The organism is Acinetobacter sp. GG23, assembly GCF_057766365.1.
The window spans coordinates 83,461-100,647 of sequence record NZ_JBYMDJ010000002.1 but is presented as its reverse complement, the minus strand read 5'-3'; the positions used below and the strand labels follow the sequence as shown (position 1 = coordinate 100,647).

17 protein-coding genes are annotated in these 17,187 nt (G+C 41.0%); 6 read left to right on the top strand and 11 right to left on the bottom strand.

From position 1 onward, the window contains the following. Positions 1-83 precede the first annotated feature (83 nt). The gene (gene pncB, locus AC3CAU_RS03575) at positions 84-1,289 is read right to left on the bottom strand and encodes a nicotinate phosphoribosyltransferase (RefSeq protein WP_131216896.1); all 1,206 of its coding nucleotides are present in this window, start codon (positions 1,287-1,289) and stop codon (positions 84-86) included. A 343-nt stretch (positions 1,290-1,632) separates the two neighbouring features. On the opposite strand from pncB, the gene dtd reads away from it, so the two are divergent. Next, a complete protein-coding gene (dtd, locus tag AC3CAU_RS03570; protein WP_447053787.1) occupies positions 1,633-2,073 on the top strand; it encodes a D-aminoacyl-tRNA deacylase in 441 nt (146 codons plus the stop codon). A 52-nt stretch (positions 2,074-2,125) separates the two neighbouring features. On the opposite strand, the gene AC3CAU_RS03565 is transcribed toward dtd, so the two are convergent. The 4 genes from AC3CAU_RS03565 to serB all read right to left on the bottom strand — a co-directional run bounded on the left by AC3CAU_RS03565 (position 2,126) and on the right by serB (position 5,310). Continuing rightward, positions 2,126-2,638, bottom strand: a complete 513-nt coding sequence (locus AC3CAU_RS03565) for a hypothetical protein (RefSeq protein ID WP_447053788.1) — start codon at positions 2,636-2,638, stop codon at positions 2,126-2,128. Positions 2,639-2,703: 65 nt separating this feature from the next. Then, the gene (locus tag AC3CAU_RS03560) at positions 2,704-3,183 is read right to left on the bottom strand and encodes an SCP-2 sterol transfer family protein (protein WP_447053789.1); all 480 of its coding nucleotides are present in this window, start codon (positions 3,181-3,183) and stop codon (positions 2,704-2,706) included. A gap of 148 nt (positions 3,184-3,331) precedes the next feature. Further along, a complete protein-coding gene (gene aciT, locus AC3CAU_RS03555; RefSeq protein ID WP_447053790.1) occupies positions 3,332-3,667 on the bottom strand; it encodes a ciprofloxacin tolerance protein AciT in 336 nt (111 codons plus the stop codon). Positions 3,668-4,089: 422 nt separating this feature from the next. After that, positions 4,090-5,310, bottom strand: coding sequence for a phosphoserine phosphatase SerB (gene serB / locus AC3CAU_RS03550; RefSeq protein ID WP_131216903.1), 1,221 nt, complete (start codon positions 5,308-5,310; stop codon positions 4,090-4,092). Between the two features lie 77 nt (positions 5,311-5,387). On the opposite strand from serB, the gene AC3CAU_RS03545 reads away from it, so the two are divergent. Then, positions 5,388-6,641 carry a hypothetical protein gene (locus AC3CAU_RS03545; protein WP_131216987.1) on the top strand — a complete coding sequence of 418 codons (1,254 nt, stop codon included), beginning with the start codon at positions 5,388-5,390 and terminating at the stop codon, positions 6,639-6,641. A 74-nt stretch (positions 6,642-6,715) separates the two neighbouring features. Here AC3CAU_RS03545 and AC3CAU_RS03540 read toward each other — a convergent pair whose 3' ends face one another. From AC3CAU_RS03540 to mhpT, 3 genes are all read right to left on the bottom strand, one after another. Then, the gene (locus AC3CAU_RS03540) at positions 6,716-7,657 is read right to left on the bottom strand and encodes a bile acid:sodium symporter family protein (protein ID WP_447053791.1); all 942 of its coding nucleotides are present in this window, start codon (positions 7,655-7,657) and stop codon (positions 6,716-6,718) included. A 100-nt stretch (positions 7,658-7,757) separates the two neighbouring features. Further along, positions 7,758-8,393 carry a bifunctional nicotinamidase/pyrazinamidase gene (pncA, locus tag AC3CAU_RS03535; protein WP_131216907.1) on the bottom strand — a complete coding sequence of 212 codons (636 nt, stop codon included), beginning with the start codon at positions 8,391-8,393 and terminating at the stop codon, positions 7,758-7,760. Positions 8,394-8,677: 284 nt separating this feature from the next. Continuing rightward, positions 8,678-9,886, bottom strand: coding sequence for a 3-(3-hydroxy-phenyl)propionate transporter MhpT (gene mhpT, locus AC3CAU_RS03530; RefSeq protein ID WP_447053792.1), 1,209 nt, complete (start codon positions 9,884-9,886; stop codon positions 8,678-8,680). 728 nt (positions 9,887-10,614) lie between these two features. On the opposite strand from mhpT, the gene dapA reads away from it, so the two are divergent. Genes dapA through purC form a run of 3 tightly spaced genes read left to right on the top strand, consistent with a single transcriptional unit; the run spans position 10,615 to position 12,889 of the window. Beyond that, positions 10,615-11,514 carry a 4-hydroxy-tetrahydrodipicolinate synthase gene (gene dapA, locus AC3CAU_RS03525; protein WP_131216911.1) on the top strand — a complete coding sequence of 300 codons (900 nt, stop codon included), beginning with the start codon at positions 10,615-10,617 and terminating at the stop codon, positions 11,512-11,514. Positions 11,515-11,527: 13 nt separating this feature from the next. Next, the gene (locus AC3CAU_RS03520) at positions 11,528-12,133 is read left to right on the top strand and encodes a lipoprotein-34 precursor (NlpB) (protein WP_447053793.1); all 606 of its coding nucleotides are present in this window, start codon (positions 11,528-11,530) and stop codon (positions 12,131-12,133) included. A 36-nt stretch (positions 12,134-12,169) separates the two neighbouring features. Continuing rightward, the gene (gene purC / locus AC3CAU_RS03515; protein ID WP_131216914.1) at positions 12,170-12,889 is read left to right on the top strand and encodes a phosphoribosylaminoimidazolesuccinocarboxamide synthase; all 720 of its coding nucleotides are present in this window, start codon (positions 12,170-12,172) and stop codon (positions 12,887-12,889) included. Positions 12,890-13,155: 266 nt separating this feature from the next. Here purC and AC3CAU_RS03510 read toward each other — a convergent pair whose 3' ends face one another. Beyond that, the gene (locus AC3CAU_RS03510; protein WP_447053794.1) at positions 13,156-14,430 is read right to left on the bottom strand and encodes a replication-associated recombination protein A; all 1,275 of its coding nucleotides are present in this window, start codon (positions 14,428-14,430) and stop codon (positions 13,156-13,158) included. A gap of 210 nt (positions 14,431-14,640) precedes the next feature. After that, positions 14,641-15,093: a YcgN family cysteine cluster protein gene (locus tag AC3CAU_RS03505; RefSeq protein WP_131216919.1), complete on the bottom strand. Its 453-nt coding sequence runs from the start codon at positions 15,091-15,093 to the stop codon at positions 14,641-14,643. A gap of 195 nt (positions 15,094-15,288) precedes the next feature. Here AC3CAU_RS03505 and AC3CAU_RS03500 point away from each other — a divergent pair, with 195 nt between their 5' ends. Further along, positions 15,289-15,447 carry a DUF1328 domain-containing protein gene (locus AC3CAU_RS03500; protein ID WP_005006601.1) on the top strand — a complete coding sequence of 53 codons (159 nt, stop codon included), beginning with the start codon at positions 15,289-15,291 and terminating at the stop codon, positions 15,445-15,447. Positions 15,448-15,624: 177 nt separating this feature from the next. Here the strand turns inward: AC3CAU_RS03500 and murJ are convergent, their stop codons facing one another. Further along, positions 15,625-17,175 (bottom strand): murein biosynthesis integral membrane protein MurJ, encoded by a 1,551-nt coding sequence (gene murJ, locus AC3CAU_RS03495; protein ID WP_447053795.1) that lies wholly within the window; start codon positions 17,173-17,175, stop codon positions 15,625-15,627. Positions 17,176-17,187: the final 12 nt, after the last annotated feature.

Here is a 17,187-nt window from a genome sequence, read left to right as displayed (position 1 = left end):
ACGATCTTAGCACAACTCATTTTCACTATTATGCTGATTTTTTGCATTCTTTTAGCAAAAAATCAGCTATAGAAAAGTCACTGTTATTTAGTTTCAGTGATTTGGAATACCTGACGTAAATAAGCCAGGAAAGTATCGTTATCGGTCATGGTTTTTCCAGGACTATCGGAAATTTTAGCCACCGATTGACCATTACACTCCACCAGTTTCAATACAATATTCAGTGGCGTTTGCCCCAAATCATTGGTCAAATTGGTGCCAATACCAAAGCTCACCTGGAAACGATCTTTAAAATACTGATGCAAATCCCAAGCTTTTTCCAGGTTCAGCCCGTCACTAAAAGTCAGCATCTTGCTTTTGCTGTCAACTTTAAGTTTTTTGTAATGGGCATAGGCCTTGTCACCCCATTCGTAGGGATCGCCACTGTCATGACGCAAACCATCAAACAGTTTGGCAAAATACAAATCGAAGTCACGTAGAAAGGCATCCATCCCGACCACATCGGTCAAGGCAATTCCCAAGTCACCGCGATATTCCTGTACCCAGGTTTCTAGGGCCAGTTTTTGAAAATTGCGTAACCGTACATCCAAGGCTTGGAAGGCTTGCAGGAACTCATGGGCCATGGTGCCAATAGGAGTAATTCCCAATTCTTTGGCAATTAGCACATTGCTGGTACCACGGAAAATATACGGCGAGGCCTGATGAAACTGGGTAATCACATGTTTCTGCCAAGCATAGCTATAACGACGACGAGTACCAAAGTCGGATACTAAAAATGGTGGATCATTCGGATTCTGCTCTTGTTCGTACTTTTTAAGCAAAGCCACTTTGGCCTGTAAACGACGTTCACCTTCAGCCAAAACCTCATCGGTACGGATACGACGGAAATATAATTCGTTAACCAGCGCCAACACAAAGATTTCAAACATCATCGCCTGAACCATCGGGCCTTCAACCCAAATATCCAGACGGCCTTGATCATCAATACTGGCTTTAATAAAGCGTCGTTTCAGTTGGAATAATTCTAAGTAATCGACGAAGTCACTTTTAATAAAACGCAAGCTACGTAAATATTGCAACTCATCTTCTTTAAAGTTGAGCTGACATAAATAGTCAAGCTGCTCATTTAAATCATCCAGAATATCCGTGAGTGGATAAACAGTATCTTCTAAATTGCGACAGCGAAAATGGTAAACACTATGAGTTTGAGGAAATTTATGCAGAACCACCTGTAACATGGTGAATTTATACAGGTCGGTATCTAATAATGAATGGATGATTGCGGACATATCACTTTCAGTTTTTATCAACTATCCGCATTAAAGCATATTTTTTTCACTATAAAACTAATGTTTTGGTAAATGCTGAAAACTATTAAATAAATTAAGGTTCATACATCAAGGGCTAAAACAAAATTTACTCCTGGTCAATCCTTCTAATTATGCTTAACAGTTTCTTTACCCTCATTTTTAACGAGTGTTACTAAAGCACAGATATTAAAAGGTACATTCATCTTGATCTATTTATGGAGATTTTTTAAATCCACATCTACACACTACGACTTTTTAAAGCTATTAAGCGTGTATTTGCTACAATTCACAGCAAATTTGAAATAACTGATCTGGTTAAATTATGCGAGCCTTATTACAACGTGTCCTAGAAGCCAAAGTCGTGGTCAATGGTGAAACCACTGGTGAAATCCAACACGGTATTTTGGTATTTCTGGGTCTAGGCAAAGAAGATAATCTTGAAAAAGGCAAAAAGCTGATCGACAAGATCCTGAAATATCGTTTTTTTGATGATGAACAAGGCAAGATGGGCTGGAATGTCAGCCAAGCGAGTGGCGGATTATTATTGGTCTCTCAATTCACCTTGATGGCGCAAACACAAAAAGGCTTGCGTCCTGACTTTGGACCCGCGATGCCGCCAAGTGAAGCCAAAGTGCTTTATGAACAATTGGTCACTTATGCTCAAACTCAATTTGAAAATGTGCAAACTGGCATTTTTGCAGCCGATATGAAAGTCCATTTGCTCAATGATGGACCCGTGACCTTTAATCTAGAAGTTGAATAAATTGCGCAAAACCTCAGTCATTAAAAAGCCCTCGAATGAGGGCTTTTTAATTTTATAATGTAGTAATATATTTAGCGCGTTTCATTATATCTACTGAAATATCCTGTACCAGCATAACGGTGAGCGATTGATAACCTTTATTTTTTGTCGTAGACAGCTGCGCAGGATCCAATACACTGTTTATATCGCTAGGAGATAAGGTATACATTGCACCCGTTGCAGGATCAACAATAAGGAATCCAATTAAACCACCAAAAATAATATTTGCAATGTACCAACCATTTACTGTCGCTTTTACTTGCACAGTTTTAGTTTGGAAACCTTCTTTCGAGAAAGTTATCTCATAACCAGCCGGTTTAAAGTAACCATTACCACGTTTTAAAGTTACAGTAGCAGGAGTTGAGCTAGTATGAATCTTTTCCCCTGATTTATTGGTAATCGTAATATTCGCTGTATCTGGAACTGATTTGAAAGTTAGTGTCTGAGTTGAACCAGAAAAAATGCTCGCACAACCGGTCATTGTTAAAGTTGCCGCTAAGCAAGCTGTCGTTAGAAAAATTTTCATATAAAATACCCCCTAAAAATAGGGGGCATTATTATCAATAAGAACTTAATATTCAATAAAAAATATTATTTTCCGGTTTTTTCACGAATAAATGAACGCACCCATTTCACTTTTTCTTGTACTGGTTTAGGTAATTTTGGTGGAATCAATTTGGCTACTTTGTTAAACCACACCAAAAGCCCAAAATCCCCTTCCATTTTAATCGTGCCATTTTGCATGCCAGTCATGAAAGCTGTAGGATCACCTTTCAGCAAAGTTTTTACGCCTTGCTCACTGTCTGCAAACTGTAAAATAAAGTCAGCTTTTTCGGCATCGCCAGATACAGTATCAATTTGTCCATTGTTTACCAGAATTTGACGCGCAACGCCTAAATCTGTACCAATTTGAATACGAAACTGACGTTCATGAACTAACTCAATAAATTTTGGACTGGTACGAGCCAACTGTTTCATACGCAAAGCCAAACCCGCAACCAATAAATCAAGCGGATCCGTGCTTACATCGACCAGTGGTAATTTTACGACAGGAATCGAAGATAGTTTCATGACATTTAAGCCTATTGTAATTGTTGGAAAATTGACGACTTATCCTAACATAACTTATGTTTCTTGAAGTAAGGCTTTGTATAACAATATTGAAGGAACAAAAAAATGTGCTCTAGGCACATTTTTTAGAATTCTTGGATACTTGAATTTAACGGCTTGAGCAGTGCTGCTGATCTTCTTCATATACAGGTGTATGTTCAATACAACGACGTTCAGTCAAAGCACGTTCTGCACGACGATCTTCACGTATCAAAAGCATGGCGACGACCATCATTGCCGACATTGATGCCGTAAGATAGCTATAGGTTATAGGTAATTCAAATATTGCTTGTGTACCGAAGCGGACAACTTCAATCAATCCCCAAAACAGCATGCCTGCAAACATAAAGCTTAACAAACGACGATAAGGCGAGAAGAAAACAGCTATCAAAGCAGCCGCAATCAAGCTTAAGCCTACGATGGTTGCTAAATTCGCTGTAACCATAAAAACCTCCGTCTAAGATAAGGTTTCGACATTGAATGTTTGTCTCAACCTGATTCCCGATACCGTTAAATAAATGATGAATATGTCTATATCAATCTCTATGCAAGCATTATGCGTAGTTTTTTAAAGAAAAAAAGTCTTGTATTTTCATAAAGCGACACACCTTGTCGCAATATTATTTTGTCATTACATTTTTTTATTTTTAACTTTTTCTGGAAGTGAGATGGGTACGGACTTGCCGTGTCATTACAAAAAAAACACGCGTTAAAAATATTAAAAAAATATTTTTAACGAATGGATTGATTGTCGTTTTTATCAGCAATTTAACTCAGCCGCTCATCGTATTTTTAACTATTTCTAGAATAAAAAACGCAACATCAATGTCGCGTTTTGTCAATAAACTTCAACAGTTAGGAGAAAAATTAAGCACGACTCAAATCTTTATCATGTACACCAAGTAGATACAATACACCATCTAAACCTACGCTAGAAATGGCCTGATTTGCATTTTGGCGAACCAAAGGTTTTGCACGGAATGCCACACCTAAACCGGCTATAGATAACATGGGTAAATCATTTGCACCATCCCCCACCGCAATGGTCTGTTCAAGTGAAATACCCATACGTTCAGCAAGTTCACGCAGCAGGAACGCTTTACGCGCACCATCGACAATATGGCCTTTGACTTCGCCTGTAACCATGCCATCAGCAACATCAAGACAATTGGCATGAACTTCATCAATTCCTAATTTTTCTTGCAGGTATTCAGCAAAATACTGGAAGCCCCCAGAAAGAATAGCAGTTCGATAACCCAATGCTTTCAAGGTTGAAATCAGGCGTTCTGCGCCCTCAGTCACGGTTAAACGTTCTGCAATTTGAGGTAAAACAGAAGCATCCATTCCTTTTAATAAGGCGACACGGGCACGGAAGCTTTGTTGAAAATCAAGTTCACCTTGCATGGCACGTTCAGTAATTTCAGCAACTTGCTCCCCTACGCCTGCCTCAATCGCCAGCTCATCAATCACTTCCTGTTCAATCAGGGTAGAGTCCATGTCGAAGCAGACTAAACGGCGGTTACGACGGTAAGCATTGTCTTCTTGAACCGCGACATCGACATTAAGTTCAGTCGATAAACGCAGGCAAGCTGCACGCATTGCCGTGGCATCCAGCATTTGTCCTTTCAAACCAAATTGTACGCAAGAGCGTTTCGGCCCGTCAGCTTGACCCGCTAACTTTGGACGTTCCGACAAACGGGTTACAGTTTCAATATTAAAGCCTTGGTTAGACACAATATTGGTGACTGCTTGTAATTGAGATGCGGTTAATTCTGGTGCAAGTGCAGTCACAATATAACGGGTCTGCCCACCCTCGCTGACCCATTGATCATATTCTGCTGTAGAGATTGGTTTAAAGCGCACAGTTAAACCAATATCATGTGCTAGAATCAAGATCTCCTTCATGGCTAATGCTGTAGCAGTTTGGTCATCTGAAGAAACAACAATACCTAAAGTCAGTTGGTTGTGGATGACGGCTTGTCCAACATCCAAAATTTGTAAAGAATGTACGGACAGTACCTGCATTAATCGTGTAAATTGATTAGGCTGGTCAGGTCCCAAAAATGATATAAGAATGATTTCTCGCATGAATTGACTCGGATCTGAGCTACAACTATTGTAAGAATCATAATCGAATTTGAATATAAATGCCTTGGAAGTTTACGTTGAATGCGCCTAGACAAGGGCTATTTGCTAGCCTACTGATAGTAAGTTTTGCTTTACACACCTTTTTACTGGTTCTTGCGACGACGCATCAACTGAATGCAAATCGCGCCAGTCAGGGACAGCTGATGACCACGCAACTGGTCACAGACAGCCTATCCGAGCTTGAACCGGCCAATACAGTGTCATTGGCATTATTAGCCGACCGTTATGCAACTAACCCGAGTGTAGCCTCTATTCGAATTTTAGATGCGAATAATCAGGTACTTGCAACAGGTGGTTTAACCAAGACACGTCAAGGTGAAGTCTTTGTTCGTGAAGCACTGCAAAATGAAAAGAAAGTCGGCACCATTGAAATCACGTTAATCCAGTCCAGTATTGGTGAAATTTTACGGACTCAATGGCTGGCGATTTTATTATCGCTGATGATTCATGGTCTATTGTGGCTGGCTTATCGTGCGATTGCCCGTCCAAGTCGGACTGAATATCTAGCACGTATCAATAATGAATCACGTCTAAAACATGAAATTCAAACCTTGGCTCAGGCCTTAGAACAAGAACAACACAATGCTGCTGTCGCAGTTGCACAAGCACAGCAAAATGCTCAGGCAAAAGTTAAAGTCAAAGAATCAAAACCTGTGATGCTGGATGACAAATGTATTGCCTTAAATATTCAATTTTATGATCCAAAACAACTCATGGATTCAGTTAATAAAACTGTATCCGTGCCGTATTTCAATTTGTGCCAGATTTTCCTGAATAAAACCGCTGAATTGTGTGTTCAACACTACAAATTAAACAGTTCCGATATTTCCACCGTACATAAATTTGATGAACATGGTGCCACCATTAGCATGTCGGTTGAAACACCAAATGCAGTGCAATGTCTGGTGATGATCAGTACCGTGTTCCAGCTGTTGTCGGATGTGTTATATAAACGCTATCGCGAAGAAAAGCGCTTTGTTTTACAAACCCGCAGTGCGATTTCAAGTCATGTCGATGCCATGCAGCTAACACCAGTCCAAGCGGCAGAACGTCTGGTTCAACAGTTAGCAGCAAAAGAAAGTGCCATTCATTTACCGAATGAATTACTCAAAAATATTTCCGATCGTTTTCAATTGGTCAGCATGCCGAATCCAACCAATGTGTTGACCCGTCATGCGTTTATGATGAACGGAATGGACACTGAAGTGGCTGAATTGGCACAGACTTTCAGAACTGAAATTTTAAAAGCCAAACAATCTAAAGCTTCTTAAAATGGATTCATAAAAAAGCCGAGCACATTTGCTCGGCTTTTTTATCTATTTAAAATAGAAATTTCATGCAACCCCTATTTCGTTTTATTGGCTTTACTGGCCCAATACGTCGCCAATGCGGGTCCTGAAATGTTATGCCATAAACTAAAAATGGCACTCGGCACTGCAGTAACCGGCGATGCAGCGAAATGCACTGCCGCTAAAGCCACACCCAAACCAGAATTTTGCATGCCGACTTCAATGGCAATCGCCTTACTGTCCGCATAAGGCAATTTAAACACTCGACTTGCCCAAAAACCCAGTAAATACCCCAAACCATTGTGTAACGCGACTACAGCTAAAATCAGTAAACCTGATTCTAAAATTTGTGCCTTACTCCCCCCAATAATTGCCGCCACAATGGCAACAATCGCAATCACAGAAATCAGTGGCATCACCTGAATATAACTATCTACTTTTTGCTTCCATACAGCGCGGACAATTAAACCTAAAATGATTGGGAACAGCACGACCTGAAGTATTGAACCCAACATCGACAGGGCATTAATTTCAATCCATTGGCTAGCCAAAAGATAAAAAATCGCAGGTGTCAACACAGGTGCTAAAAGAGTCGAAACCGAGGTACAGGCCACTGATAAAGCAGTATTGCCTTTGGCCATATAGGTAATCACGTTTGAAGCTGTGCCTCCAGGACAACAGCCCACTAAAATCACTCCAATCGCAATTTCAGACGGCAGTTGAAACAAATGACACAACAGATAAGCCAGTCCTGGCATTACCATAAACTGTGCGACCACTCCAACTATGACTGCTTTAGGACTTTGTAAGACTCCTTTAAAATCATCCACGGTCATGGTCATGCCCATTCCGAACATGATAATGCCGAGCATCCAGATGATATAAACTTTCAGCCAGACAAATGCTTCGGGCACAATTAAAGCAATACCTGCAAATAGCACTACCCAAAGCGCAAAGGTTTTTTGAATAAACTGCGTAAAGCGCAAAAAAGCTGACATGGTTCAATCCAATATTTATTCTGGCATCCTGTACTCAATATTATCTGATACAAGAAGCATGAGGAAATTATTGATTATTCCTGCCTCTTAATTGCGCCCTTTATGATGCCAGCTGCTGAATAATATCTTTGACTAAAATGCGTTTCACCCCTGCTGCAAGCATATCTTGCCAGGCATGCTGCAATGACCCATCCAGATCAATGCCCTTGGTGGCATCCGAAATCACATAAGCCTTAAAGCCCAGTTTGCAAGCATCTATCGCCGTCCATGCTACACAAAAATCTGTGGCAATGCCGACAATAAAAACGGTATCAATTCCACGCTCCCTTAAGTAACCCGCTAAACCGGTTGTGGTCTTTCGATCCGCTTCCATGAAAGCAGAATAGCTGTCTATATGTGCATGGAAACCTTTGCGGATAATTAACTGTGCGATGGGTAGGTCAAGATCTGGATGTAGTTCGGCATCTGGCGTGCCTTGAATACAATGCGCAGGCCACAACACTTGAGTTCCATAATCTAATTGAATCGTTTCAAAAGGCTGTTTAGCTATGTGATTTTCAGCAAATGATACGTGGTTATGTGGATGCCAATCTTGAGTAATCACAATATTGTCAAAATACCGCGCCAATTGGTTAATGTTCGGAATGATCTGATCCGCTTGGGCCACAGCTAAGTTACCCCCTGGAGTAAAACCATTTTGTACATCCACCACAATCAAGGCTGTATTGTTTTGCATAATTCGCAGTCCATTCTTTGCATGTTGTCATTTTGGTTAAGCATATAACAAAATAAATTGCAGTATTCAGGCTAGATGGTAAAAATAAAATGACTGTCCATTTAAATCATAGAGAGGCTTTGGCAAATTCGCCTCTATACAGATTCGATAATAAGTATGTCCGATACTCAACTTGATTCAAAGCATTGGCAAAGTTGTTAATTTTGTGGGGCTAAAAAAGTAGAAATAAAATTGAAGTTAAAAAAATAGCCCGCAATCTGCGAGCTATTCTAGACATCAAAAAATTAAGCTGGAGTTTGTAAGCGACGAACCAGAATCAACATGAAAACTGCTGAAATCACGATACATGGAATAGCTGCTGAAATAACACCTGCTGCCCCGAAACCTGCGGCAAGGAGTTGACCTGCAATTGCGGGTCCAAGCATTGCACCTACGCGTCCTACGGCTGATGCCATACCCAAACCTGTTGCGCGCACTTCCGTCGGGTAAACAATACTACCGAAAGCATACAGTACACCTTGGCAACCAATCACGAATGCACCGACCAAGGCTGAAGCCATATACATTTGCGTCAAGGAGCTTGCTGCATTTAAGCAGAATAAACCTGCCAAAATACCGCCGTACATCAAAATGATGACATAGGCTTTTTTCCAGCGGTCCGTCAGCATCCCTAAAATAATCGTGCCGATTGTTGCACTCATCATGAAGAAGAATTGTGCGGTACTGCCTTCTTTACGAGTAAAGCCCAGTTCCATAAACAATGAAGGCAACCAGCTCAACATGATGTAAACCACCATCAAGGTGAAGAAATAGCTTACTGAAATTAAGCAGGTACGCATTACGTTACTGCTATTAAATAAGTCTTTAAAAGAGCCTTGAGTGGTTACCGTGGTTGTTTCCGCATTGGTTTTCGCCTTTAAAAATTCACGTGATTCTGGTAAAAACTTAATCATGATAGGAAGCACGATAATCGGCAACAAACCACCTAGATAGAAAATATTTTTCCAGTCTGAGCCAAAATCTAAACTCGCAACATACGACAAAATAGCCGCACCCACTGGCATACCACAATACATCAAACCCACAGCACGACCACGGTTTTCAGGTCTAACCGCTTCGGAAGCCAGTGTAATCAAGTTTGGCATGGCAGCGCCTAAACCTGCACCTGCTAAAAAACGAACCAGTAAAAGCGTGTTAAAACTGTTTACCCATACTGTACATAAGGTAAATACAGCAAATACTGCAACCGACCAAATCAGTACCTTTTTACGCCCAATACGGTCTGAATATCTTCCACCAATCAGCGCTCCGGGTAACAAACCCAGAATCCCTGCGCTAAAAAACACCCCCAATTGCGAACTATCCAAGCCAAAAGCTTCACGAATGCCGGCTGCGGCAATACCTGCTGCTTGAATATCCAGTCCTTCAATAACTGCAATTAAAAAACAGATAGCGACTGTAATGACGGAGTGTTTGTTATCTGATCTTTCCATTGCAAACTCCTTGTTCAATCAGTGTCCAAAATAGATCACCATCATCCATGAGTCTGAAAATACAAATAACTATCAATAAGTGGAACAAGCGCCCATTGATTGGCAAAAATAGTAGATATCTAGCGTTTTTTTAGCGCAATAACTGATAGTCATAAAAACACTTAATCGCGACTAATCAGCACAAAAAATTTAATACGACAATCAGAATTTCAATTATGAAAATCATCCTGTGCGAAAACGTCAACAATAGATTAATAGTTTTAACTGATTATTCCTTAGGTTTTTAATGATGATTTTTATCTTTTAAACTCTTGGTTTATATAGCTTTCAAGTCTATGGTCATCTTTATTAAATCTTAAATTCCGAGGTTTTTACCCGGAATTGGCGATGGTATTGACTTTAAATCACTTTTATAACAACTTCACTGGCACTTTTGAGTTATAACAAGCGGTCAGTTATATAATGATCCCGATCAAAAACTTAGTGGAATTCGATTGTAAAAGGGGCTTTTGTTCTGTTTGGTAGACTTTTCACTTGCTTTTCATAAAGATTTTAAATGGTTTGACTAAAGCATATTGTTCTTCATCGTTTGTTCGTTCATAATTTGCATAAGCATGAATTCAATTACGTTTAAATCATATTGAAAATGCTATAAATCAGAATAGGTAACCATCCAAATTTATGTTTTTCTACCTCAGCCGGATGGACAAATAGGATATTTTTTTAAAATGACTCAGCAAGCACAGATCATCCAAGGTTCAATTGTCGCAATCGTCACCCCGATGTTTGAAGATGGCAGCGTAGATTGGAAGGGTCTAGAAAAGCTCGTTGAGTGGCATATAGCACAAGGTACAAACAGTATTGTTGCTGTAGGCACAACTGGTGAAGCCTCGACCTTAAGCATGGCAGAACACACCAAAGTCATCGCGGAAATCATTCGTGTAGCCAACAAACGTATTCCTGTCATTGCAGGTACGGGAGCAAACTCTACCCATGAAGCGATCGAACTGACCAAAGAAGCCAAAGATCTCGGTGCCGATGCAGCACTCCTCGTCACACCTTATTACAACAAGCCTACACAAGAAGGCTTATATCAGCATTATAAAGCGATTGCTGAAGCTGTTGATTTACCACAAATTCTATACAATGTGCCGGGGCGTACTGGCGTCGACATGCTCAATGAAACAGTGATTCGCCTGGCCGATATCCCGCAAATTATCGGGATTAAAGACGCAACTGGTGATGTACCGCGTGGTCAAGAACTTATTCAAGGATTACACGGTAAAGATATGACCGTTTACTCTGGGGATGATGCGACTGCATACCAATTGATGGGCTTCGGTGCGAAAGGCAATATTTCTGTGACTGCCAATATTGCACCTAAAGAAATGAGCCAAATATGTGCTGCTGCGGTTGCAGGTGATACAGAACTCGCTGAAGCTTTAAACAATGAAGTTGCAAATTTACACAATATTCTATTTTGTGAATCCAACCCAATTCCTGTGAAATGGGCGCTTCATGAAATGGGATTAATTGGTACAGGTATTCGTTTACCATTAACTCCTCTTGCAGAACAATATCGTACACCGTTGCGTGAAGCACTGAACGCTTCTGGTGTCATTAAATAAAGAGCACAACACTATGCAATTACGTTTTGGTTTAGCCCTTGCACTTTCAGCATTCAGTTTAGTTGGTTGTAGTTCAATGGGAATCAACAATGGTTCTCTGGATTATAAAAATACTGCAACCTTTGAACCTCTGAAGTATCCTGAAGGTTCAATGGTTCGACCTGCAACGCCATTGTATCCGTCTCCGACGGTTGACCCACTTGCGATTGAACATGCACCCAAGCTTGAAAATAAGCGTGGCAACCGTTTTGCTTTACCTCGCCCTGACAACGCTCAGGCAAATGCGCCAACAGATCGCCAGGATGACAGTACAAATGTCGGTCGCCCTCAGTTAGTTCGTGATGGAAATCAAAATCCGTTGCTCAAAATTGATGGAAATTCTGCTACAATTTGGCAGTACACACTTGCTACTCTCAGCAGCCTGAACCATACCATTGTTGGTCAAAGTAAAAATCGTTATGAAGTAACGATTAAGGTCGATCAACAGGTCTATGTCTTAAGACTTACCTCTGTAGGAACGAGTAACAATATCGCTGTGTTCAATGCCGATAATAGCTTTGCAGACCAAGAAAAAGCTGCAGAACTGTTAACCCAGATTTACCAAAATTGGCCAGCCTAGTCGTACTAGGCATTTTTTTTTGAAAAAGGTTCCCCCATGTTGAAACAAACCTTGCTCTATACTGGTAAAGCGAAATCTGTTTATGAAACAGACAGTGCAGATCACCTAATCCTAGTCTTCCGTGATGATGCCTCTGCATTTAACGGCGAAAAAATCGAACAGCTAGATCGTAAAGGCAAGGTGAACAACCGTTTTAACGCCTTCATCATGGAAAAATTAGCTGCTGCTGGCATTGAAACTCACTTTGAAAAACTTCTTTCTCCGACTGAAGTTTTAGTGAAAAAATTAAAGATGGTTCCTGTTGAATGCGTGATTCGTAACTACGCAGCGGGTAGCTTGTGCCGTCGTTTAGGGGTTGAAGAAGGCAAAGAGTTAACACCTTCTACTTTTGAATTGTTCTTCAAAGACGACGCTCTTGGCGATCCAATGGTGAACGAATCTCAAGCAATTGCTTTAGGTTGGGCGACTGCTGAACAACTTGAACAAATGAAAGTGCTGACTTATAAAGTCAACGAAGTCCTTAAAGATTTGTTCGACAAAGGCAATATGCTTCTTGTTGACTTCAAACTTGAATTTGGTGTATTCCACGACCGTATTGTTCTGGGTGACGAATTCTCTCCAGACGGTTGCCGTCTATGGGATAAAGACACCAAGAAAAAACTCGATAAAGACCGTTTCCGTCAAGGTTTAGGCGGTGTGGTTGAAGCTTATGAAGAAGTGGCGACACGTTTAGGTCTCGATCTTTCAGATATTTAATCCGTCTACAGATTCAAAAAACCGGGCTTTAAGCTCGGTTTTTTATGATCGTGAATAAAGGATTCAATCGAATAAATAAATTTATTTAATAAAAAATCATCGTTTTTACACTCTCTACTCAAGCCGCTAATATAATTTCATAGCTGGCAACATTGCAATTGAATCTTGATTGATACCTTGCTCACCAGATCATTGTTTATCCTATAGGATGTATCTCCCCCAAGACATCCTATTTTCAGCCCGATTCTCCATGAATTGGGCTTTTTTTATTGCTGCTGCTGTTCCTGCTGCCAACGACGTTGCTGTAAACGCTCACCTTCCACTTCACGTTTGTTCCGCGCGGACTCATATAACTTAGTACCTTTTAATTCAGGCGGCAAATAGTCTTGCAAGACAAAATGCTCTGGGTAATTGTGTGGATAAAGATAATCCACGCCATAGCCCTGCTCTTTCATCAATTTAGTCGGTGCATTTCTTAAATGTAAGGGTACCGGTAAATTTGCGGTTTTTTCAGCCAGATTTAAAGCTTTATTGATGGCCAAATAAGTACTGTTACTTTTGGCACTGGTGGCCAGATAGACTGCACACTGTCCCAAAATAATACGGCATTCCGGCATACCTACAGCTTGAACCGAACGGAAACATTCTCCCGCAAGAAGCAAAGCATTCGGATTCGAGTTACCAATATCTTCAGACGCCGCAATCAGCATACGACGGGCAATAAAGACCGGATCTTCACCGCCTTTGAGCATGCGTGCCATCCAATACAAAGTCGCATCCGGATCACTACCGCGAATTGACTTAATAAAAGCCGAGACTAGGTCATAATGCTGCTCGCCCGATTTGTCATAGCGGGCAATATTCTGCTGCGCAACTTTCACCACAATGGCATTGGTAATGATATTTTCAAGTTCAGGTTCAAAGGTGCTGGCAATCAGGTCTAGCAGGTTAAGGGCCTTACGTGCATCTCCGGCAGCAAATTGAATCAGTGCTTCATATTCTTCAATTTGAATATATCGTTCTTTTAAAAAGGCATCGTTTTGTAGAGCCTGATTCAATAAGGTTTGAATTGCATCGGCATCTAAAGCATTCAGGCTATACACCTGACAACGCGATAACAATGCACTATTCACCTCAAAGGAAGGATTTTCCGTTGTTGCGCCAATCAACGTGATTTTACCCTTTTCAACCGCATTCAATAAGGCATCTTGTTGTGACTTATTAAAACGGTGAATTTCATCAATAAAGACTACAGGTTTAAGTGAATCACCACTTTGAGCAATGATTTCACGCAGTTCTTTCACTCCAGTATTCAGGGCAGATAGACTGACAAAAGGTCGATCAACCGCCTGTGCCAGAAGTAAAGCAATGGTGGTTTTCCCTACCCCCGGTGGTCCCCAAAAAATAATCGAGGGTAAATGCCCTTGATCAATCATTTGGCGTAAAGGGGCTTGATTACCTAATAAGTGATCCTGACCGATAATTTCTGCTAAATCACGTGGGCGGAGCCGTTCAGGCAGTGGAATATGACTATCTGACATCTTGTTATTTCTTTACTATGCTTAAAACCAGTCTACTATGTAATTTTAATATCGCGTATTTCAATTGAAATGTTTTACAAAAAAATCATCTGGTTTTGAAGCTTGTTGATTCCAGCAGTTTTGCAACAGGCAGCACAAACTTGGCAGGATTAAACTGAGATCAACTAAATATTTTTTAGAAGATCTTTTCCAAGAAGTGTACGGTCAAAATTAGCGTACCCAACGAACAATATAGTCTTCAATATCTGCTTCATTGACTTCAACTTCCGAAATACAGCGCCCTGCGGCCGACTTTTTCGCCTTAATCACACTCTGCCGTGTACCGGTATTTAAATAATGCCAAGACGGCAACTTTTTGCCTTCTTTTAAGCGACGGTAAGCACAACTGGGTGGCAACCAGTGAATGGTGGCCAATTTATCAGGAGTCAGTTGAATGCAATCAGGAACATACTTAAAACGCTCGGCATAATTACTGCAATGCGCTGTTTTGCAATCGAGAAGTTTGCATGAGACCTTGGTATAAGCTACTTCACCAATTTCTTCATCTTCCAGTTTAATCAGACAACATAAACCACACCCATCACAAAGTGCCTCCCACTCAGTAGGATTCAGTTCAGCTAAAGGATATTTTTTCCAAAATTCCGGACGTAATTTGGCAGTCATAAAACGAAAAAAAAGAAGAGAGCTTAGCCATTATTATAGCGTGTTCAAGTTCACAATGTAGGAATGTTATTTTTACTTTGAATCATATATTTACTGTCAAAGTGAACATTTTTTCAACATAAGAATAACACTTTTAGGAATTTCAACGTCCTATACTAAATCTACTTTGAAAATAACAACACTTGGAGAAAGCTTATGTTCCGTTGGGCGATTATTTTTGCAGTGATTGCACTTATAGCCAGTCTGTTAGGTTTCGGTGGTGTCGCCGGTCTATCTAAAGACTTCGCGGTTATTCTACTTGTCATTGCAGTTATTCTAGCAATTGTCGGCTTCCTCTCTCGAGGGAAAGTATAAATTCTTTATACCTCTAGTTTCATAAGAAAGAGCCTATTTAGGCTCTTTTTTATATTAAGAATCCATCTATCCCATTCAAAACAACCTGAATCAAATTAAGCAAAAATTTAAAGTATTTTTCACACATTTAACTCAAGTCACTATTTCAAGCTAAAGAATAAATCCGAGATCTTTTGATTAGGGTCTTAAGTGACGTGGTCTGAACCCTGTGATCAATAAACCAATCGCATAAGCCAAACCCCCCACTATACAAAGTCCAATTACTTCAAATACGCGAATCCATTGTGAAACATCGCCGTTATACCAAGTCAAGGCATACCAAAGTGCCGCAATCATGATGGCATTGGCAATAGCAAACTGAAGGAAAAGTTTCTTCCAGTGCGCTCCAAAGCGGAAAATATCGCGTTGGTGCAGATAAAAATACAACATTCCGGCATTTACCAGTGCAGAACCTGAAGAGGCCAACGCCAACGCCATATGTTCTGCTTCCCAATGGATCAGTTTAAAGAAGCCAATAAAGACTACGTTTAAAATCGCATTGGCTGCAACGGCCATTAAGCCGACACGTACAGGGGTTCTGGTATCTTGCTGTGCGTAAAAGCCCGGCGCAAACACTTTAATCAGCATAAAGGAAATGACCCCAGCACTCATGCATTGCAAAGCCAATGCCGTCATCTGTGTATCTTCTAGGGTGAATTGCCCACGCTGGAACAAGGCCTGAATGATGGGCGTGGACAACATGAACAAGGCAATACTGGCGGGAATACCGACCAGCATAATCACTTTGGCAGCCCAGTCGATCATGCCACGGAACTTGGACTGATCTTGCTCGGCATGACGCATAGAAAGTGATGGCAGGATAACCGTACCAATTGCCACCCCAATTAAGCCCAAAGGCAATTCAGTCATGCGTTCGGCACTGTATAGCCAGGACACCGAACCATCTTGCATGAAGGATGCCCAGATGGTATTCAGCAGCAAATTGATTTGCGTCACCGAAACACCAAATAAGGCAGGCAGCATCAATTTCATGATGCGATCTACACCTTCATGTTTAAAATCAACTTTCGGTGGAATCAGCAGATTTTTACGCCATAACTCCGGGATTTGAATCACCAGTTGCAATACACCTGCAACGACTACAGCCCAACCTAAGGCCATAATCGGTTCAGCCATATACGGCGTTAACCACCATGCGCCTGCAATCATGGTGATATTCAGTAAGACTGGCGCAAAAGCTGGGGTCGAAAATGAACCATAACTGTTTAAAATACTGCTGGCAAAAGCAGTCAGCGACATAAACAGTAAATATGGAATCGTCAGACGGAACATGTCCGTGGCTAAGGCAAATTTTTCTGGATCACTATGGAAACCCGGTGCATAGATATACAAAATCGCCGGTGCAGCAATCATGGCAATAAAGGTCAGTGCGGTCATAAAGGTCGCCAGACAACCAAATACCCGACTAATCAGAATTTGCACTTCAGCATGGGTTTTTGTGGTTTTGTATTCGGTTAAAACCGGAATAAAGGCTTGCGAAAAGGCCCCTTCGGCAAACAGCCGCCGAAAGAAGTTCGGAATACGGAAGGCAACCACAAAGGTATCAAAATCTTTACCTGCACCAAACACATTCAGCAAAACCACATCCCGGACTAGACCCAAAACCCGAGACAACATGGTCATTGCACTGACAATAAAGGTCGACCGCCACAGTGCCATCATTTCCACCCAGTATTAAAA